Origin of the sequence: Cryobacterium zongtaii, from assembly GCF_002909375.1 — a bacterium.
Lineage (GTDB): Bacteria > Actinomycetota > Actinomycetes > Actinomycetales > Microbacteriaceae > Cryobacterium > Cryobacterium zongtaii.
The window spans coordinates 18,846-36,890 of the sequence record NZ_PPXD01000009.1; the positions used below are offsets into that span (position 1 = coordinate 18,846).

The 18,045-nt window shown below is 69.9% G+C and carries 21 protein-coding genes; 10 read left to right on the forward strand and 11 right to left on the reverse strand.

Features of this window, described 5'->3' with window-relative positions; all coding sequences use genetic code 11:
- Nucleotides 1-36: 36 nt before the first annotated feature.
- Both C3B61_RS08175 and C3B61_RS08180 read left to right on the forward strand, forming a co-directional pair.
- Nucleotides 37-591, forward strand: a complete 555-nt coding sequence (locus C3B61_RS08175; RefSeq protein ID WP_088457730.1) for an RNA polymerase sigma factor — start codon at nt 37-39, stop codon at nt 589-591.
- Complete coding sequence (locus tag C3B61_RS08180) at nt 588-1,193, forward strand: Asp23/Gls24 family envelope stress response protein (RefSeq protein WP_165791136.1); 606 nt, start codon at nt 588-590, stop codon at nt 1,191-1,193. Before C3B61_RS08175 ends, C3B61_RS08180 begins: the two co-directional genes overlap by 4 nt.
- On the opposite strand, the gene C3B61_RS08185 is transcribed toward C3B61_RS08180, so the two are convergent.
- Both C3B61_RS08185 and C3B61_RS19660 read right to left on the reverse strand, forming a co-directional pair.
- Complete coding sequence (locus C3B61_RS08185; RefSeq protein WP_103460173.1) at nt 1,190-2,611, reverse strand: GH1 family beta-glucosidase; 1,422 nt, start codon at nt 2,609-2,611, stop codon at nt 1,190-1,192. The genes C3B61_RS08180 and C3B61_RS08185 overlap by 4 nt on opposite strands.
- An 88-nt stretch (nt 2,612-2,699) precedes the next feature.
- On the reverse strand, nt 2,700-2,858 hold the full coding sequence (locus C3B61_RS19660; protein ID WP_165788003.1) for a hypothetical protein: 159 nt from the start codon (nt 2,856-2,858) through the stop codon (nt 2,700-2,702).
- 96 nt (nt 2,859-2,954) lie between these two features.
- Here C3B61_RS19660 and C3B61_RS08190 point away from each other — a divergent pair, with 96 nt between their 5' ends.
- Together C3B61_RS08190 and C3B61_RS08195 are read left to right on the forward strand one after the other, a co-directional pair.
- Nucleotides 2,955-3,947 carry a bile acid:sodium symporter gene (locus C3B61_RS08190; RefSeq protein WP_103460174.1) on the forward strand — a complete coding sequence of 331 codons (993 nt, stop codon included), beginning with the start codon at nt 2,955-2,957 and terminating at the stop codon, nt 3,945-3,947.
- A 90-nt stretch (nt 3,948-4,037) separates the two neighbouring features.
- Nucleotides 4,038-4,385 carry a hypothetical protein gene (locus C3B61_RS08195; RefSeq protein WP_103460175.1) on the forward strand — a complete coding sequence of 116 codons (348 nt, stop codon included), beginning with the start codon at nt 4,038-4,040 and terminating at the stop codon, nt 4,383-4,385.
- A 61-nt stretch (nt 4,386-4,446) separates the two neighbouring features.
- Here C3B61_RS08195 and C3B61_RS08200 read toward each other — a convergent pair whose 3' ends face one another.
- A complete protein-coding gene (locus tag C3B61_RS08200) occupies nt 4,447-4,869 on the reverse strand; it encodes a four-helix bundle copper-binding protein (protein ID WP_103460176.1) in 423 nt (140 codons plus the stop codon).
- 139 nt (nt 4,870-5,008) lie between these two features.
- Here C3B61_RS08200 and C3B61_RS08205 point away from each other — a divergent pair, with 139 nt between their 5' ends.
- Nucleotides 5,009-5,581 carry a YdeI/OmpD-associated family protein gene (locus tag C3B61_RS08205; RefSeq protein WP_103460177.1) on the forward strand — a complete coding sequence of 191 codons (573 nt, stop codon included), beginning with the start codon at nt 5,009-5,011 and terminating at the stop codon, nt 5,579-5,581.
- Between the two features lie 21 nt (nt 5,582-5,602).
- Here C3B61_RS08205 and C3B61_RS08210 read toward each other — a convergent pair whose 3' ends face one another.
- Together C3B61_RS08210 and C3B61_RS08215 are read right to left on the reverse strand one after the other, a co-directional pair.
- On the reverse strand, nt 5,603-6,274 hold the full coding sequence (locus C3B61_RS08210) for a response regulator transcription factor (RefSeq protein ID WP_103460178.1): 672 nt from the start codon (nt 6,272-6,274) through the stop codon (nt 5,603-5,605).
- Complete coding sequence (locus C3B61_RS08215) at nt 6,271-7,608, reverse strand: sensor histidine kinase (RefSeq protein WP_103460179.1); 1,338 nt, start codon at nt 7,606-7,608, stop codon at nt 6,271-6,273. Before C3B61_RS08215 ends, C3B61_RS08210 begins: the two co-directional genes overlap by 4 nt.
- A gap of 320 nt (nt 7,609-7,928) precedes the next feature.
- Between C3B61_RS08215 and C3B61_RS08220 the strand changes: the two genes are divergently transcribed.
- The 3 genes from C3B61_RS08220 to C3B61_RS08230 all read left to right on the forward strand — a co-directional run bounded on the left by C3B61_RS08220 (nt 7,929) and on the right by C3B61_RS08230 (nt 10,401).
- Nucleotides 7,929-8,666 (forward strand): ABC transporter ATP-binding protein, encoded by a 738-nt coding sequence (locus tag C3B61_RS08220; protein WP_103460180.1) that lies wholly within the window; start codon nt 7,929-7,931, stop codon nt 8,664-8,666.
- Nucleotides 8,663-9,961 carry an ABC transporter permease gene (locus tag C3B61_RS08225; RefSeq protein ID WP_088457721.1) on the forward strand — a complete coding sequence of 433 codons (1,299 nt, stop codon included), beginning with the start codon at nt 8,663-8,665 and terminating at the stop codon, nt 9,959-9,961. Before C3B61_RS08220 ends, C3B61_RS08225 begins: the two co-directional genes overlap by 4 nt.
- 89 nt (nt 9,962-10,050) lie before the next feature.
- Nucleotides 10,051-10,401: a VOC family protein gene (locus tag C3B61_RS08230; protein WP_088457720.1), complete on the forward strand. Its 351-nt coding sequence runs from the start codon at nt 10,051-10,053 to the stop codon at nt 10,399-10,401.
- 39 nt (nt 10,402-10,440) lie between these two features.
- Here C3B61_RS08230 and nhaA read toward each other — a convergent pair whose 3' ends face one another.
- Nucleotides 10,441-11,808, reverse strand: a complete 1,368-nt coding sequence (gene nhaA, locus C3B61_RS08235; RefSeq protein WP_103460181.1) for a Na+/H+ antiporter NhaA — start codon at nt 11,806-11,808, stop codon at nt 10,441-10,443.
- Between the two features lie 91 nt (nt 11,809-11,899).
- A complete protein-coding gene (gene map / locus C3B61_RS08240) occupies nt 11,900-12,700 on the reverse strand; it encodes a type I methionyl aminopeptidase (RefSeq protein WP_103460182.1) in 801 nt (266 codons plus the stop codon).
- A gap of 63 nt (nt 12,701-12,763) precedes the next feature.
- Here map and C3B61_RS08245 point away from each other — a divergent pair, with 63 nt between their 5' ends.
- Nucleotides 12,764-13,060, forward strand: coding sequence for a helix-turn-helix transcriptional regulator (locus C3B61_RS08245; RefSeq protein ID WP_103460183.1), 297 nt, complete (start codon nt 12,764-12,766; stop codon nt 13,058-13,060).
- Nucleotides 13,061-13,064: 4 nt separating this feature from the next.
- On the opposite strand, the gene C3B61_RS08250 is transcribed toward C3B61_RS08245, so the two are convergent.
- From C3B61_RS08250 to C3B61_RS08260, 3 genes are all read right to left on the reverse strand, one after another.
- Nucleotides 13,065-13,430, reverse strand: coding sequence for an SdpI family protein (locus tag C3B61_RS08250; RefSeq protein WP_088457716.1), 366 nt, complete (start codon nt 13,428-13,430; stop codon nt 13,065-13,067).
- A gap of 39 nt (nt 13,431-13,469) precedes the next feature.
- The gene (locus tag C3B61_RS08255; RefSeq protein ID WP_103460184.1) at nt 13,470-14,603 is read right to left on the reverse strand and encodes an SDR family oxidoreductase; all 1,134 of its coding nucleotides are present in this window, start codon (nt 14,601-14,603) and stop codon (nt 13,470-13,472) included.
- A 310-nt stretch (nt 14,604-14,913) separates the two neighbouring features.
- Nucleotides 14,914-15,804 carry a D-hexose-6-phosphate mutarotase gene (locus C3B61_RS08260; RefSeq protein ID WP_165791137.1) on the reverse strand — a complete coding sequence of 297 codons (891 nt, stop codon included), beginning with the start codon at nt 15,802-15,804 and terminating at the stop codon, nt 14,914-14,916.
- Nucleotides 15,805-15,963: 159 nt separating this feature from the next.
- Here C3B61_RS08260 and pepE point away from each other — a divergent pair, with 159 nt between their 5' ends.
- Nucleotides 15,964-16,731 (forward strand): dipeptidase PepE, encoded by a 768-nt coding sequence (pepE, locus tag C3B61_RS08265; protein WP_103460186.1) that lies wholly within the window; start codon nt 15,964-15,966, stop codon nt 16,729-16,731.
- On the opposite strand, the gene C3B61_RS08270 is transcribed toward pepE, so the two are convergent.
- Complete coding sequence (locus C3B61_RS08270) at nt 16,670-17,962, reverse strand: sensor domain-containing phosphodiesterase (RefSeq protein ID WP_165791138.1); 1,293 nt, start codon at nt 17,960-17,962, stop codon at nt 16,670-16,672. The two genes, pepE and C3B61_RS08270, sit on opposite strands and share 62 nt — an antisense overlap.
- Nucleotides 17,963-18,045: the final 83 nt, after the last annotated feature.

Below are 18,045 nucleotides of genomic sequence, written 5' to 3' on the forward strand. Positions count from 1 at the left end.
AGTAGAGAGAGGTCTCCGGTGGCAGGTACGGGGTCGATGGAGCGTGCGCCCCTCGGCGACGCCGCAGACTCGATACTCGCCGCCCGTGCCGCGGATGGTGACCTGCGCGCCTTCGAGGTGCTCGTCCGCCGCCACGGGCCGCTGATGCGCGCCTATGCCACTCGCATTCTGGGCTCCAACAGCGATTCCGACGATGTGGTTCAGGAGACCTTCATCACCGCCTGGGAACGTCTGCCCGAGTTGCAGGACCCCGCCGCCACGAAGGCCTGGCTCATGAGAATCACCAGCCGCAAGGCGATCGACCGCATTCGTGCGCGTAAGCAGGACCAGCCCCTGGGTGAATGGGATGCGCCGGCACCGGAGTCGGAATCTCCCCACCAGAGGGCCGAAGCGGCATCGCAGCGCGAGCGGCTCACGCGTGCACTCGGTACTCTGAGCGAAGCGCAGCGGCAGTGTTGGACGCTGCGGGAGATTGGCGGGCACAGTTACGCCGAGATCGCCGAGGAACTTGATTTGCCTCCGTCGACGGTTCGCGGTCTCTTGGCCAGGGCCAGGCAGAAGCTGATGCAGGAGATGGAGGAATGGCGATGACATCACGTCACGACGACGACGCCGACAACGACCTCCTCGAGCAGCTCAGCGAAATCATGGACCGCGGCGAGTCGCCGACGGACGCTTTCCTGAACCGGGCGCCGGAAAATCGGATCGCCTTCGACGCGCTCACCCGATTCCGGGCGATGGCCAAGAACATCCTCGACGACGACGTCGCGTCCGAGCCCGAACGCGACGACAGCTGGGTCACCGGCATCCTCAGCAACATCCACCGGGAGGCCAGGGCGGGACGCTCGATCCCGGTCTCGCACCCCTCGCCCAAGGCCGACCTGAGCCTGACCGAAGGCGCCGTCAGGGGCCTGATCCGTTCGGCCGGCGACGCCGTCGCCGGCACCTTCATCGGCCACTGCCGCCTGGAGGGCGACGTGGCGACCCCCGGCAGCCCGGTCACGGTGAACGTCGAGGCGAGCATGTTCTGGGGCGAGCGGATGCCGCAGACCGCGCAGCAGCTGCGGGAGGCCATCACGACGTCCCTGCTGCACCACACCGAGCTGAACATCGTCGCGGTGAACGTCACCATCACCGACGTGCACCTGCGCCGGAATCCGAAGGACGAGGACCGCTCGGCCCCGAACGGCTAGGGGAGCCGGCGGGTTTCGATCAGCGTGCGGTACCAGAGGGCGCTGTCCTTGAGGGTGCGCTCCTGGGTCTCGTAGTCCACCCGAACGATACCGAATCGCTTCGAGAACCCGTAGGCCCACTCGAAGTTATCCATCAGCGACCAGACGAAGTAGCCGCGCAGGTCGACGCCGTTCTGGATGGCACGATGCGCCGCCGTGAAGTGCCGACGCAGGTAGTCCACCCGGTTGTCGTCGTGCACCGCTGCCACGCCCTGGTCGTCGATCGTGACGACATCCTCGAACGCCGCCCCGTTCTCGGTGACCATCAGCGGCAGGCCGGGGAACTCGTCCCGCATCGCCTCGAGGAGTTGCAGAAGCCCGCTGGGTTCGATGTTCCAGTCCATTTCGGTGAACGGGCCGGGCTGGTCGAGCCGGGGAATGTCGTCGGTGCCGGGGAAGGCCGAAGCGCGCGAGGCGGCTCCCGCCGCCGAGTCTGCCGCGTGGGCCGCTCCCGCGGCCGGCCCCACCAGGGTGGTGTTGTAGTAGTTGATGCCCAGCACGTCGATCGGCTGGTGGATGAGCTCCTCGTCTCCGGGCCGCACGAACGCCCAGTCGGTGATGGCGGCGGTGTCCTCGATCAGGTCGGCGGGATAGGCGCCGTGCAGCATCGGACCAGTGAAGATCCGGTTGCCCACGGCCTCGATGCGCCGCACCGAGTCGGCGTCCCCGCGGATCACGTGCAGATTGTGGGTGACCGAGATCTGCGCGGTCGCGGGCACGACCTCCCGCAGCGCGCTCACACCGAGCCCGTGGGCCAGGTTGAGGTGGTGCGCGGCGGTCAGGGCGGCGGCGTTGTCCTGCCGGCCAGGTGCGTGCTCGCCGGAGCCGTGGCCGAGGAAGGCGGAGCACCACGGTTCGTTGAGGGTGGTCCACACCGGCACCCGGTCGCCGAGTGCCGCGCCGACGAGCCGCGCGTAGTCCGCGAACGCGTATGCGGTGTCGCGGTTGGTCCAGCCGCCCTCGTCTTCCAGAGCCTGCGGCAGGTCCCAGTGGTACAGGGTGGCCACCGGGGTCACGCCGCGCTTGATCAGTCCGTCGACGAGTCGTTCGTAGAAGTGAAGGCCGGCCGCGTTCACGGGTCCGCGACCGGTCGGCTGGATGCGCGGCCAGGCGATCGAGAACCTGTACGCGTCCAGGCCCAGGCTCATGATCAAGTCCAGGTCGGCTTCGAGCCGGTGGTAATGATCGTCGGCCACATCGCCGGTGTCGCCGTTCTGCACCGCGCCCGGAGTGTGCGAGAAGGTGTCCCAGATCGAGGGGCCGCGGCCGTCTTCGTCGACGGCACCCTCGATCTGATACGAGGCCGTCGCGGAACCGAAGACGAAGGAATCGGGGAACTGCAGGCCGCTGTCGCGGAAGTCGGGGGAGCCGTCGATCATGATGCGAGTGTTACCGATTCTGTTGGCGGAACGTATGGCGTGGGTCGCGCTGGGTGCGGCTGTGGGGCGCCGGGAACGGCGCGGCAGGTCAGTCTGCCGGACCGCCGGACGCTGTGTCGTCCTCGGTCGGGGAACTGTCGTCGCTCTGCGATCCGTCCGCGAGCTTCTCGGTGCGTTCGGTCTCTTCGCTGCTGACCTCGGTGGAGCCGTCGGGGATCTTCGGGTTCTTCGTGTTGTCGGTAGTCATCCCACCACTATAGGCAGCGACGATGGCACCTGGGCGGGCCGGTGACCCGGCGTCGCCGTATCCGCCCGACCTCTCGCCCGCCTCTAGGGTGGGAGCATGGCGGGGATCGTGCAGCGGCTGGAACACCGCCAGGTGGCGCTGTACCTGGCCGCGATGGCGCTCGGCGCCCTGGTCGGCCGGCTGGCCCCCGTCACGGCCCCCATGCTCTCGGTCGCCATCACCCCGCTGCTCGGGCTGCTGCTGTTCGCCACCTTCCTGGGTGTGCCGCTCGTGAGCGTCGGGCGATCGTTCCTGGACCTCCGCTTTGTGGGTGCCGTCCTCACGGTCAACTTCGTGATCGTACCCGTGGTGGTCTTCGGCCTCAGCCGGTTCGTCGCCGCCGACCGGGCCCTGCTCCTGGGGGTGCTGCTGGTGCTGCTCACCCCGTGCGTGGACTATGTGATCGTGTTCACCGGGCTGGCCGGTGGGGCCCGCGACAAGCTGTTGGCCGCCACGCCGTTGCTGATGCTGCTGCAGATCGTGCTGTTGCCGGTCTACCTGACGCTGTTCGCCGGGCCTGCCGCGGTGGCGCAGATCGAGGTGGGCCCGTTCGTCGAGGCGTTCCTGGCCCTGATCGTGCTGCCCCTCGCCGCCGCGGCGGCGGTGCAGTTCGGTGCCCGCAGGCGACGGGTGGCCGGGGCGGCCCGCGCCATCGTGATCCTCCTGCAGGCGCTCATGGTGCCGCTGATGATGGCCACCCTCGCGGTGGTCGTCGGGTCGCAGCTGGCAGCAGTGGGGGCCCAGGCCGCGGCGTTGCTCACCCTCGTCCCGCTCTACGTCGCCTTCCTGGTCATCCTGGTCGGGGTCGGTCTGGTCGCCGCCCGGCTCGGCGGCCTCGACGTGCCGGCCTCCCGCGCCCTGATCTTCAGCGGCGCCACCCGCAACTCGCTGGTGGTGCTGCCGTTGGCCCTCGCCCTGCCGGCCTCCCTGGCCTTGGCGCCGCTGGCCGTGGTGACGCAGACGCTGGTCGAGCTGGTCGGCATGGTGATCCTGGTGGGGTTGGTACCGCGACTGGTTCCGGGTTCTCCGTCGGGTGCTGACCGCTCGTAGTCTGTGTCGTTCTGTGACGGCACCGGCGTGACAGCCGAAAATCGCGAACCTACACTCGAGGCAACGAACGCCGATCGTGAAGGAGGCTCAATGATCACGCAACCGCTGCACATCCTGCAGTGCAACAGCACGGGTAGCGATGGCTGCGTCAACCACGGAGCCGGCCACGCGACCCAACCCATTCACGTGCGGGTCGCCGAGGCCACCCCGAGCAAGTGGGCCGACGGCATCGTGCTGCGCGCGACGTCCGACGGGTGGATCGGGATCGCCCTGTTCGGCCCCGACGACACCGCCGCCGACAGCGACACCGCCACGGTGTGGGTCTGGAACCACGCCGACCTGACGGCGCACCTCAGCGCCGGAGCGCCGGTGGCGTTGCACTCCGTCTACAACGTGCTCGCGAGCGGCCGCAGCCGTATCAGCGTCGTGCGGCTCTAGTCAGCCCTCCCGCACTCAGCCCTCCAAGCGGCCCACTCGCAGCGGTCGGTTCGGCCACGGGTCAGCTCGTGGGCATCATCCCGGTCATGGCGTCCATCATCTTCTGGCAGGCCATCGCGCACTGACGGCACGCCTCGGCGCACATCCGGGCGTCCTCGCTCATGCCGGCGTGCTTCATACACTCCTCGGCGCAGGCGGTCGCCATCGTCATGGTGGCCGTGTGCATGGATATCATGCCCTCCATGTGCATCCCGTTCGGGCGCAGCATCGCACGCATCATGGTGCCGGCCAGGTCGGCCATGGTGGCGCACAGGCTTCGCCCCGTCGCCATACCCTCACCCATCATCGAGTCCGCGCACATCGTGCAGGCCTGCTCGCAGGCTGAGCACGCCTCGATGCATTCCTGCATCAGCATCATGTCCATCCCCTGCATGGGCATGTCCTTCATGTGCATTTCCATCATCTGCATGGTCGTGTTCGTCATCGTCACACCATTCCTTCGCGGGAGACCGGGCCCGGGCCCATCCCGATGCCGTCAGCGGCGCCCGCCACGGCCGATGCTACGCCGCGGGCGCCGCGAAGTCAGGAGAAATGCACTGCGCGAGCATCCGTAAAATAAGCGCATGGTGGGAATGCAGGACCGAGTCATCCTCGACGTCACCGTTCAGGAATGGGAGGCCTACCTGGCCGGCGAGCCCGATGACGGCGGCGTGCGCCTGAAGCTGCGTAAGAAGAACTCGAAAGCTTCGGGAATGACCTGGTCGGAGGCCCTGGACGTGGCGCTCTGCTACGGCTGGATCGACGGTCAGACCAACCGGCTCGATGACGACTACACTCTCACCGGCTTCTCACCGCGGCGCAAGAACAGCCCGTGGTCGCAGATCAACCGGGAGCACGTGGCGCGGCTCATCGACGAGGGGCGGATGCGGCCGGCCGGGATCGCGGAGATCGAGCGGGCCCAGGCGGATGGCCGGTGGGACGCCGCCTACCGGCAACGGGATGCCGTCGCCCCGCCGGACCTGCAGGCGGCCCTGGATGCCGACCCGGCGGCGGCCGCGTACCTGGCCTCGCTGACGAAGGTGGACCGGTTCCGGATCTACTTCCGGCTGGCCAACATCAAAACCCCCGCGGTGCGGGCCGCACGCATCCGGGACGTGGTGGAGAAGGCCGCCCGCGGCGAACAGCACTACCGCTGACGGCGAGTTGCCCGCGGGTGGCTACGCCGTCCCGCCGGGCACGAGCAGGCCCGACTCGTAGGCGACGATCACCAGCTGGGCACGGTCGTGCGCGCCGAGCTTGGTCATCATGCGGTTCACGTGGGTCTTGGCGGTGTGCGGGGAGATCACCAGCTCCTCGGCGATCGCGCTGTTGGCGTGGCCGCGGCCCACGAGCAGCAGGATCTCCCGCTCCCGCTCGGTGAGCAGTGCCAGTGCCGGCGGAACCGAGAGCGCGGCCGGCTCGACGGGCGCCGTGTACCTGTCGATCAGGGCCTTCGTGGCGCGCGGCGAGAGCAGGGCTTCGCCGCCGTGCACCGTGCGGATGGCGTTCATCAGGTCGGGCGCCTCGGTTCCCTTGCCGACGAATCCGCTGGCGCCCGCGCGCAGGGCCTGCAGCACGTACTCGTCTTCCTCGAAGGTGGTGAGCACGATGATGCGGGTGCCGGCCAGCTCCGGGTCGGCGCAGATCGCCGCGGTCGCCTGGATGCCGTCCATCACGGGCATCCGGATGTCCATCAGCACGATGTCCGGGCGCAGCGCCCGCACCAGATCCACGGCTTCGCGCCCGTTGCCGGCCTGCCCGGCCACGCTGAAGCCGGGCTCGTGCGACACGAGCTCGGCCACGGCTGTGCGGATCAGGGACTGGTCGTCGGCGAGAACCACGGAGATCATGAGGCACCATTCGGTCGGGGGTCTGCGGGTTCTCTCGGAACAGGTGCGTCGGCACCGGCCGGTGTCATGGTGTCGGCGGGATCGGTGGGCAGCCAGGCGGTGAACCTGAAGACCGGGCCGGGGCCCCTGGTGGCGGTGAGCCGGCCGGCCACCGACCCCACTCGTTCCCTGGCGCCGAGCAGACCGTGCCCGGCGCCGCCCGCGGTGTCCGCCGCCGACGATCCGACGCGGGGCTGCGCGGCCACGGTATTGGTCACCGTGATCTCCAGGCCCGCCGGCCGGTAGTCCAGGTGCAGCAACGCGGTGTGGTCGGCGCCGTGTTTGTGCGCATTCGTCAGCGCCTCCTGCACCACCCGGAACGCCACCATGTCGACGGCGCCGGGGAGCGGTCTCGGGGTGCCGGCCAGCCGGTGCTCCACGCGCAGCCCGCTGCGTTCGAAGTCGATCAACAGCGGTTCCAGGTCGGCGAGCCCGGCGACGGGAGCCGACGCCAGGCCGGTTCCGCCGGCATCCGTGGCGCGCAGCACGTTGAGCAAGCTGCCGATCTCGCCGAGTACGGTGCGGGCGGCCGCACGGATGGTGGCCAGCGACGTCTCGGCGTCGTCCGGCCGGTCGGGCAGCGCCTGGGAGGCGACGCTGGAGTGCAGGTTGATCACCGCGATCTGGTGCGCGAGCAGGTCGTGCAGGTCGCGGGCGATGCGCAGGCGCTCCTCCGCCACCCGGCGCAGGGCCTCGGACTCCTTGGTCTCCTCGGCACGGCGGGCCCGCTCGGTGATGCCCCGGATGTAGGCGGCGTGCGACCGGTTTGCATCGCCGGCGGCGGTGGCGAAGCCCACGAACGCCGCCAGCTGCAGCATCGCGCGGGCGTCGTGCCAGGACGAGTCGAGGAAGGCGAGGGTGGCGCCGGCCAGGAGCACCACGGTGCAGCCGGAGAAGAGCAGCGAGGTGCGCCGGGGCATCCGCGCGGCCACGGAGAACACCCCGACCAGAACGGCCAGCAGATACGACACGATCGGCCCGTCCACCGCCAGGCCGAGCACGCAGGCCACCACGGCCACGGATGCGCCGACCAGCGGCGCCCGCCGGCGCAACAACATCGACCCGGCCGAGGCAGCCACCAGCACAGCGGCGGCGGGGCTCGAGAACACGGTGCCGCTGAAGTCGGTGCCCGCGAAACCGGGGCCGAGTACGAGCAGAACCGCGAGCAGGTCGCGCAGCCAGAACGGCAGCCGCGACAACGGCGAAAAGGTGCCAGGGGCCGGATCGGTACTGCCGCGGCGGGGGAGTGGCAGGCCGGGGCCGGTCTCGGATGCACGCGTGCGCTGGCTCGGCATACTGTTCCTCCCGCCCGCGGATCGGGTCAGACCCATTCTGTCAATCGATCCGGGCGGAGGCAGCCCGCGGGCGCGGGCGCCCGGCGTACTGCGTTGGTGGTACGCCGGGGCCGGCACCGGCAGAAACCGTGTCAGCGGCGGTACCGGCAGGTTCCTACGGCCGGAGGACGCCGGGGCCTGGACACGTCCGGGAGACTGGAGTCGTGTCGTTGGGCCGGTCGCGAAGTGGCCGGTTGAACGGCACGCCAACCCCCGCTGCCCGCCGACGCGCAGCCCGCACAACACAGCGGCACCCGCCGCATCCACAGGAGAGCCCAGCCATGACCGTGCCCATTCTCGCCGCCCGCGACATACACAAGTCGTATGGCCGCGGCGCCACCCGGTTCGACGCCCTCAAGGGGGTCTCGCTCGACATCCACCAGGGCGAGTCCATCGCCATCGTCGGCAAGAGCGGGTCGGGCAAGTCCACCCTGATGCACCTGCTGGCGCTGCTCGACAACCCCAGCTCCGGTGCTGTCGAGCTCAGCGGCCGCGATGCCAGCGCGCTGAGCGGCAAGGTCGTCAACCAGACCCGCAACGAGACCTTCGGTTTTGTGTTCCAGCAGTTCTTCCTCACCCCCAACACCAGCGTGCTCGACAACGTGACACTGCCGCTGCAGATCGCCGGCATCGGCGGCGCCGAACGCAAACGCCGCGGGATGGCGGCCCTGGAGCAGCTGGAACTGGCCGACAAGGCCAAGAACAAGGCCACCGACCTCTCCGGCGGCCAGAAGCAGCGGGTGGTGATCGCCCGGGCGCTGGTGAACAATCCCAGCGTGATCTTCGCCGACGAACCCACCGGCAACCTCGACTCCGCCACCGGCAAGGTCGTGGAGGACATCCTGTTCTCGCTGCAGAAGGACAACGGCATCACCCTGATCATCGTGACCCACGACGAAGACCTCGCGGCGCGTTGCGACCGTCGGGTGTACATCCGCGACGGCCTCATCGTCGACAGCCTCCACGCGGTGCCCGCCACCCCGGCCTCGGCCACGAGCACCGGGGAGGTGCGCGCATGAACGCCTTCGACCTGATCCGCTCGGCCGTCAGGAACAGCCTGCGCAGCAAGACCCGCACCACCCTCACGGTGCTCTCGATCTTCATCGGCGCGTTCACCCTCACCCTCACCAGCGGGGTCGGCACGGGAATCAACCAGTACATCGACACGACTGTCGCCTCGATCGGCGCCGACGACGTCATCACGGTCACCAAGGCGGCCGAAGACAGCACGGATGGTCCGGTCGAGTACGATCCCTCCGCGGTCGCCATCGATTCCCCGAACTCGCCACCCGGCGCTCCGGGATCCAGCCTGATCGCGCTCACCTCCGACGACCTCGACACGATCGGCGCCGTTGACGGCGTCCTCTCCGTCCAGCCGCAGCTGAGCGTGAGGCCCGACTTCGTCCAGGTGGCCGACGGCACCGCCTACGAGGCCAACGTGGGGAGCTTCATCCCCGGCATGGCGCTGGACCTCGCCGCGGGCGCAGAACCCGACGCGGAAAGCAGCGACTACCAGGTCGCCATCCCGGTCTCGTTCGTCGCGCCCCTGGGCTTCGCGGATGACGCCGACGCCCTGGGCGCCACGCTCACCCTGGCCATCACCGACGTCACGGGAACCCAGTCCGAGCTGACCGCCACCATCGTCGGCGTCTCAGAGGAAGGCCTGACGGGCTCGACGGCGTTCACGGCCAACGAGGTGCTCACCGAGGCGCTCTACGACGCCCAGAGTGTGGGCCTGTCCGAGACCAGTAAGGACAGCTACGCGCAGGCCGTCGTCCGGTTCGATCCGACCGGTAGCGAGGCAGACCTGGCCACGCTCAAGGCCGACCTGACCGACCTGGGCTACACCGGCACCACGGTGGAAGACCAGATCGGCTCCTTCAAGGCCGTCATCGACGGCATCGTGCTGGTGCTCAACGCCTTCGCCGTGATCGCCCTGCTGGCCGCCGGCTTCGGCATCGTCAACACGCTGCTGATGAGCGTGCAGGAGCGCACCCGGGAGATCGGCCTGATGAAGGCCATGGGCCTGGGCGGCGGCAAGATCTTCGGCCTGTTCAGCCTGGAGGCCGTGTTCATCGGCCTGATGGGCAGCGCGCTCGGTGTCGCCGTGGGCATGCTGGCCGGCACCGGCGCCAACGCGCTGCTGGCCGACACCCTGCTGGCCGACCTGCCCGGGCTCACTCTGGTGGCGTTCGACCCGGCGGCGCTCGCCACGATCGTCCTGGTGGTCATGGGCCTGGCGTTCCTGGCCGGCACCATCCCGGCGCTCCGTGCCGCTCGTCAGGACCCCATCGAGTCGCTCCGCTACGAGTAGCCGCGTAGCCGGCAGCGCTCGGGGCCCGCATCCGCTCACGCGGGTGCGGGCCCTTGCGCGCGCGCCGGCCACGCGCTGAGATGGCCGGTATGAAGGTGACGAGCGTAACCGTAGGCCTGCCCGTTCGCGATCTGCCGGCCGCCGAGCGTTGGTACCGGCGGGTGTTCGAGGTGTCCACTCCCTCGGTGGAACCGGCCCCAGGGGTGATCGAATTTGTGGTCGGTCCCATCGACCTGCAACTCAGCGAGGAGCCGCCGAAGCGCTCGGGCGCCCAGGTCACCCTGCGGCTGGGCGTGCCAGACGCCTCCGCCGAGTACGAACGCCTCACCGGGCTGGGCGTGATTCTCGGCACTCTCGAGCACGTGCCGGGGGCCGTGGACTACTTCGACTTCACCGATCCGGACGGCAACGCGCTCAGCATGTACTCCCTGAACGCCTGACCCGGCCGGCGCCGGCCCGTCGGCGCCGGCCCGTCGGCGTCAGTCGGCCGGGGTGCGGTCGGGTTCGCCCTGCTGGTAGGCATCCGGGATGCCGTCACCGTCGGCATCCACCGCGTCGGCCTGTTCGATGCGGCGGTAGAGGCGATTGCGGGCGCGCAGGATCACCGAGGCGAGCAGGGCGGCGGTGATCGACGCCACGAGGATACCTACCTTGGCGTGGTCGTTGGTGAGAGAGCCGGCACCGAAGCTCAGGTCGGCGATGAGCAGCGACACCGTGAAGCCGATGCCCGCCAGAACCGCCACGCCGATCAGGTCGATCCAGCGGAGCGCCGGATCGAGCTTCACCGGGGTGAGCCTGGTCATCAGCCAGGTGGTGCCCACGATGCCCACGGGCTTGCCGAGCACGAGGCCCACGATGATGCCGATCGCGACGGGGTCGGTGAGGGCGCCCACCAGGCCGTCCCAGCCGCCCACGGTGACGCCGGCGGAGAAGAACGCGAAAACCGGCACGGCGAAACCGGCCGAGAGCGGGCGGAACCGGTGTTCGAAGGTCTCCGACAGGCCGGGCCCCTCCTCGGCGGCCACGCCCGGGCGGGTGCGGCGGTGGATGACCGGCACGGCGAAGCCGAGCAGCACACCGGCCACGGTGGCGTGGATGCCACCGGCGTGGACGAGTGCCCAGGTGGCGAAGCCCAACGGCAGCAGGATCAACCAGGCCGCCCAGGCCCGATCGGCGAAGAAGCGCCGGTACTTCTGTGCCAGGAAGGTGTACAGGGCCAGCGGGATCAGGGCGAGCAGCAGCGGGCCGACCTGCACGTCGTCGGAGTAGAACACGGCGATGATCGAGATGGCCAGCAGGTCGTCGACCACGGCCAGGGTGAGCAGGAAGATGCGCAGGGCGCTGGGCAGGTGCGAGCCCACGATGGCCAGGACCGCCACCGCGAAGGCGATGTCGGTGGCCGTGGGGATAGCCCAGCCCTGCAGGGTCTCCGGGCTGACCAGGTTGACGCCGGCATAGAACAGCGCGGGCACGGCCACGCCGCCCATCGCGGCGGCGACGGGCACGATCGCCCGGGACGGGGAGCGCAGGTCACCGGCCACGAACTCCTTCTTGAGCTCCAGGCCCACCAGGAAGAAGAAGATCGCCAGCAGCCCGTCGGCCGCCCAGGCGCCCAGGCTCAGCTCCAGGTGCCACGGCTCATAGCCGATGCGGAAATCGCGCAGGGCGAAGTAGCTGTCTGCGGCGGGCGAGTTGGCCCAGATCAACGCGACGGCGGCCGCGAAGACCAGCAGGAAACCGCCGACGGTCTCCTTGCGCAGGATCGCGCCGATGCGGAGCTTCTCGCGGTAGCTGCCGCGCGAGGGAACGGTCTGCGGGGCGGAAGGAATGGGGGTGTCGTGTGGCAAGGCACTCCAGAGGGTTTGGGGTCGGTCATGCGAATGCTGACCAGACTTCCCAGCTCACCTCAGGGTAGTTTACCGAAGTCTCCTGATCACCTCATGTAAACGCGGGGCCTCTCGAGTTCGTCCGTGTCGGCAGGGTGAGGATCTCGGCGCCGTCCTCGGTGATCGCGATCGTATGCTCGCTGTGTGCCGTGCGGCAGCCCGTCGCGCTGCGCAGGGTCCAGCCGTCGGCGTCGGTGATCAGCGCAGCCGTGTCCACCATGACCCACGGTTCCAGGGCCAGCAGCAGGCCGGGGCGCAGTCGGTAGCCGCGGCCGGGTCGCCCATCGTTCGACACGTGCGGGTCCTGGTGCATGGTCGATCCGATGCCGTGACCGCCGAATTCCAGGTTGATCGGGTAGCCCGCCGCGCTGAGGACGGAGCCGATGGCGGCGGAGATATCCCCGATCTGCGCTCCTGGCGCGGCGGCGGCGATCCCGGCGGCCAGGGCTCGTTCGGTCGCGTCGATCATCGTGACGCTCTCCGCGGGCTTCGAGTCACCCACGAGAAAGCTGATGGCCGAGTCCGCGGCGATCCCGTTGGTGGACACGGCGAGGTCGAGAGTGAGCAGGTCCCCGTCGGCCAGGGCGTAGTCGTGGGGCAGCCCGTGCAGCACCGCGTCGTTGACTGACGTGCAGATGTAGTGGCCGAACGGCCCGCGGCCGAAGGATGGCGCGTAGTCGACGTAACAGGACGATGCGCCGGCCTCGACGATCATGGCCTGCGCCCACCTGTCGAGGTCCAGGAGGTTGGTCCCCACCGTGCTGCGGCGCTTGAGCGTGTGCAGGATGTCGGCGACCAGGGCGCCCGACTCTCGCGCTCGGGTCAGTTCGGTGGGGGTCAGGATCTCGATCATGTGGCACCTTTCGCGGGAAACCAATAACTATACCGGCCATATTATCCCGGTAGAATCGGTGTCATGGTCAGATTGCCGCTCACACCCGCAGAGCTCGACCGTGGAGCGCGCCTCGGCGCCCTCCTGCGTTCGGCCAGGGGGGAGAGTTCGATGCTGCACACCGCGCTGGCTGCCGGCGTCTCGCCGGAGACCCTTCGGAAGATCGAGTCCGGCCGAATCGCGACTCCGGCGTTCCCGACCATCGCGGCGATCGCCGAGGTCCTCGGGCTCTCGCTGGATGCGGTGTGGGCGGAGATCACTGAGCCCGGACGTGCCGCTGACAGAGTCGGCGCCGGCGCCTCCGAGCGATTGGCGTCCTGAGCCGCTAGTGCTGCTCGTCCTCGTCGACGAGCTCAAGCGCGCGGTGCGCGGCCGGGGTTGCCACGGCCGCACCGATCAGGACGAGGACCACTGCCACGACTGCGGCCGCGAGCACGAGGGGTCCGGTCGTGTCCTCGTCCGGACGCAGCGCGAGGACGGCGGCGCCGGTCAGGAACATGACCAGTCCGGCCAGGCCCACCGGGATCCGGGCGGCCCGGTGGCCGGCGATCCAGGCCGCCTCGGACATCATCAGGGCGCGCGTGCGGATGCCCGCCACCGAGTTGACCCCGAGTCGCCCGCGAGCGGCGGCCTCGCTGACCGCCGCCACCAGGATGCCGCCGAGCATGAGGACGATTCCCGAAACGATCATGCCTGGACACTATCGGCCGGCTCGCTCCGGCGGATCCGCCTAGGGAATGAGACGCTCGGCGCGGTACCTGGCGAACAGGTCCAGGAACGCCTGCTCGGTGTTGCGGTAACCGGTGAAGCCGGCCGCCCGGCTGCGGCCCATGTCGGCGAACACCTCCATGGTGCGACCGAGGTCGGCGTCGCTGTGCCACCAGGACGCCAGCCGGGTCAGGTCGGACTCGACGAGGCCGTGGCTGGCCACGATGCGGTCCCAGACCGGCTGGGCATCCGTCATCTGCGTTTCGAGCGGCCGCGGGGCGCCGGCGAAGCCCTCCGGCGCGACGCCGAAGTGAGCGGCCAGGCGTGGCCAGAGCCAGCGCCAGCGGAAGGTGTCGCCGTTGACGATGTTGAAGGCGGTGTCCGCGGCGGCCGGGGTGGTGGCGGCCCAGACCATCTGGTCGGCGAGCAGGCCGGCGTCGGTCATGTCGGTGACGCCGTTCCATTGGGTCTCGGACCCCGGGAAGATGAACGGGCGATCCAGTTCCTTGCAGATGGCGGCGTAGACGGCCAGCGTGGAGCCCATGTTCATGGCGTTGCCGACGGCGTGGCCGATCACGGTGTGGGCGCGGTGCACCGACCAGGTGAAGCCGCGCGCCCGGGCGGCGGCCCAGAGCTCGTCCTCCTGCGCGTAGTAGAAGTTCTCCACCGACAGGCGCGGTTCGTCTTCGTGGAACGGGGTGTCGGGAACCTCGCCCTGGCCATAGGCCTCGAACGGGCCGAGGTACTGCTTGAGCCCGGTCATCAGGGCCACGTGCTGCACCGGGGCGTCAGCCAGGGCGCTGAGCAGGTCGCGCACCATGGCGGAGTTGACGACGATGTTCTCCGCCTCGGTGTCCTGTCGGAGCCACGCGGTGAAGAACACGTGGGTGGGCGAGTGTGGGGCCAGGGCGGTGCGCAGCGAGTCGACACTGCGGAGGTCGGCGCCGACCGGGATCACACCGGGCCGCGCGGCGACGGGGGTGCGGGAGAGGGCGATGACGCTCCAGCCCTCGGCTGTGAGCAGGTCCACCAGCGCCGATCCGGCTATGCCGCTTGCGCCCGCGACGAGGGCGGTGCGACCGGGCTGGCTCGGGGTGCCGGTGGGGCCGGCGGTGTCGGGATCTGGAACGGGCAGGGCTTCGCTGGAAATAGGCATCGCAGGAGGCAACGTCCCGACCGGTCGGGGAATTCCGTGCCGTGCCGTGCCGTGCCGTGCGGTGCGGTGTGGTGTGGTGTGGTGCGGTGCGGCGGACGGGTCAGCTCCGGCCGGCACCTTGCCGGAGAGGGGGAGCGCGCCTACCGTGTGCGACGTCGGCCGGGGCGCCACGCGGCGCCTGCCGCGGCGTGATGTTCCTCGTTGTGCGGGCCACGCGCCGTTATGCGGGCGGCGCGCCACCCGCATAACGGCGCCTACCCCGCATACTGCAGGCGGGCCGGGCCGGGCCGGGCCGCATCCGCCGCCCGGCTCAGGCCACCGAGTAGCGCACGCTCATCTCGTGGCCGGCGCCCGGCGCCAGGGTGATCGCGTTGTCGCGGACGTTGCAGGTCTCCACGCACACCATGCCGGTGTACTCGTTGTCGCCGAAGTCGGCCATCGCGGCGGCCTTGTCGATCCACGGGTTCCACACGACGGTGCTCGCCGAGCCCTGCTTCATGATGGTGATCTGCCGGCCGGTCGCGGTATCCGTCACCGTCGTGGCGGCCGTGCTGTTCAGGTAGATCCGGTCGGTTTCGGCATCGAAGCGCACCGGCTCGCTCTCGGCGGGGCGCGGGCCGGTGAGGCGGTCGGTGAACGGGGCGCCCTCCAGACCCGACACCTCGGTCTGGCGGATGTCGGCGACGGCGAGGTAGGTGTGCAGGGCCTCCTCGTAGCTCAGCTGCGCCGTGTCGAGGTTGGTGACCTGCAGCGAGAGCGCCAGCTGGGCACCGACCGTGACCGTGTAACGCGCCTCGAACCGGTGTGGCCAGGCCGACGCCCGGGTGGCCTCCGTGTCGGTGAGCACAAAGACCAGCACCACGTCATCGCCGGCTTCGCGCGCCTCGGCGAGCCGCCAGTCGGCCAGGCGGGCGAACCCGTGCGACGGGGCTGTGGCATCCGTGGGGTGCGCGCCGAACCAGGGGAAGCAGATCGGTACCCCGCCGCGGAGCGGTACCCCCGGCGCGTATTCGCTCTGCTCGCTCATCCAGATCACCGGGCTGCCGCCGGTGGGCACCCAGGCGCTCACATGTGCGCCGCGGAGGTAGATCTCGGCGGAGCCGGCGCGGGCGAACACGCGGGCCACGGCCAGGCCGCCCTGACCCATCCCCAGTTCGACGGATGACGGCAGTTCGGGTAGTTGCGAGTCGATGGCAGACATGATGACCTCCGTGGTCGATGGGCGTGATCCCATCCTAGGAACCTGGACCTCTTTGGGCCCCTTGCGGAGGAAGGTAGGATCACCTTTCGAGCGACGGAATGGGCCGTATCGGGTCTCACAACGGGCGCGCCGGAGAATCATCCCGATCGGAAGGATCCCATGCAACTGCTCCTCCTTGCCAACTGCACCAGCCCCGGCCACGGTTACCTCGAGCACGCGCTGCCCGAGATCCTCGCCTTCCTGAACGGGGTGACCGAGATCACCTTCGTGCCCTTCGCCGGCGGTGACCACGATGCGTACACGGCGACTGTGCGGGCCGCATTCGAGCCGCACGGCATCGGGGTGCGCAGCCTGCACGAGGCCGCCGACCCTGTCGCCGCTGTCGCGTCAGCGCAGGCGCTCTTCGTCGGCGGCGGCAACACCTTCCGCTTGCTCGCCGCCCTGCAGCGACTCGGACTGATACCGGTCATCCGCGCGCGGGTGCAGAACGGTCTGCCCTACCTGGGCTCCAGCGCCGGCGCCACCATCACCGCGCCCAGCATCCGCACCACCAACGACATGCCCATCGTGCAGCCGGAGTCGTTCGAGGCGCTCGGCCTGGTGCCGTTCCAGATCAACCCGCACTATGTGGACGCCGACCTGGTCGGGGCCCACGCCGGAGACTCCCGGGAAACCCGCCTGACCGAGTTCCTCGACGAGAACGACGTGCCGGTGCTGGGCCTGCGCGAGGGCACCCACCTCAGTGTCACGTCGACCCTCGCCTGCGCCCTCGCCGTGGTCGGCGGCGGCCCGGCCGGCCTGCTCTCCACCGAGCCGGGCATCGTGTTCGAACGAGGACGCGCGCCGCACAACGTCGCTGGAGACGTCAGCCCACTGTTGGTGCGGCGCCCCCGGTACGACCGCCCGCTGGCGACGGCGGTGAGCTGAGCCGGCTGATCAGGGTGAGGGCGGCGGCGGTGGCGAGGTCACGGTCGTGGGTCAGCACGAACTCGTACGCGCCCTCGCCGTGGTTGTCGGGATCGACCTCGCGGGCGGCCAGGACGGCGGCGAAATCCGCGGTGAGCACCACGATGTCCCACTCGTCGAGCAACGGGTCGGTCGGGTCGATCTGGGCCACGCGGATGCCGTTGGCCCCGTCGAGGCCGGCATCCCCGGCGACGTAGACCGCCACCAAGCCGGCCGTCCCGGCGAGTGTCTCGTAGCGTCGCCGGGTGGCGGGGGTGAGGTTGGGGTGGTGCTGGAACGTCGAGAGCACCACGGCCGAGTCGCCGCTGGCCAGTGCCCGCGATTCCAGGAAGATACTCATCTGCACCAGCAACGCCCGGTTGGACGACCGGGAGGTGCGCAGCGGAGCCACCACACTGTACGGGGTGCCGCTGGTCGGCAGCGACGCCGAGGGGTCACCGGGGAAGCTGATCCCGGCGAGTGCGGCGGCGTTCGGGACCTCGGCCACCGGGCGGCCGAAGAGCCAGCCCTGCCCGTAGGTGGCTCCGAGCGCGCGAGCGGTCACCCGGTGTTCCTCGGTCTCGATGCCCTCGGCAAGCACCACGGCCCCGGTGCGTTCGGCGTGCGCGGCGACGGCGCTCATCACGCGGGCGGCGTCCTGGTCGGGGCGCTCACGGATGAGCGCCATGTCGAGCTTGATCAGGTCGGGCGCCAGCAGCGGCAGCAGGGCAAGCGAGGCCGGATCGGCGCCGAGGTCGTCCACGGCGATGCGGTAACCCATCGCCCGGGCCCGGTCGATGGCGTAGAACAGTCCGGCCGGGTCGTTCATCAGTGCGCGTTCGGTGACCTCGAGCACAGCGGGCGCCGGCGGATGCGGTGCAGTGGTGAGGTCGGCACGGCGCAGCGATCCCGGCTCCACATTGACGAAGAGCGTGTGCGGAGTGGTGAAGCCCTGTTCGGTGGCGGTGTGCACGCTCGACAGCCAGCAGGCCAGGTCGAGATCGCCGACCCTGCCCAGCTCGTGGGCGCGGTCGAAGAGCGCGGCCGGATTGTGGAACTCGGTGTCGACAGGACCCCGGCTGAGGGCCTCATAGGCGACGACGGTGCCGGAGTCGAGCTCGACAATGGGTTGGAACCTGCTGCTGATCAACCTGTCGGCGAGAATCTCGCTAAACAGGGCGTCGGACTCGCGCTCGCTCGTCGTCGTGCCCACAGCATCCCCCATCAGCGCCGGGGCGCATCGTTCTGGCAGTCTACCGACGCGCTGAGCCCCAGGCGCCCTGACCCGCAGATCGC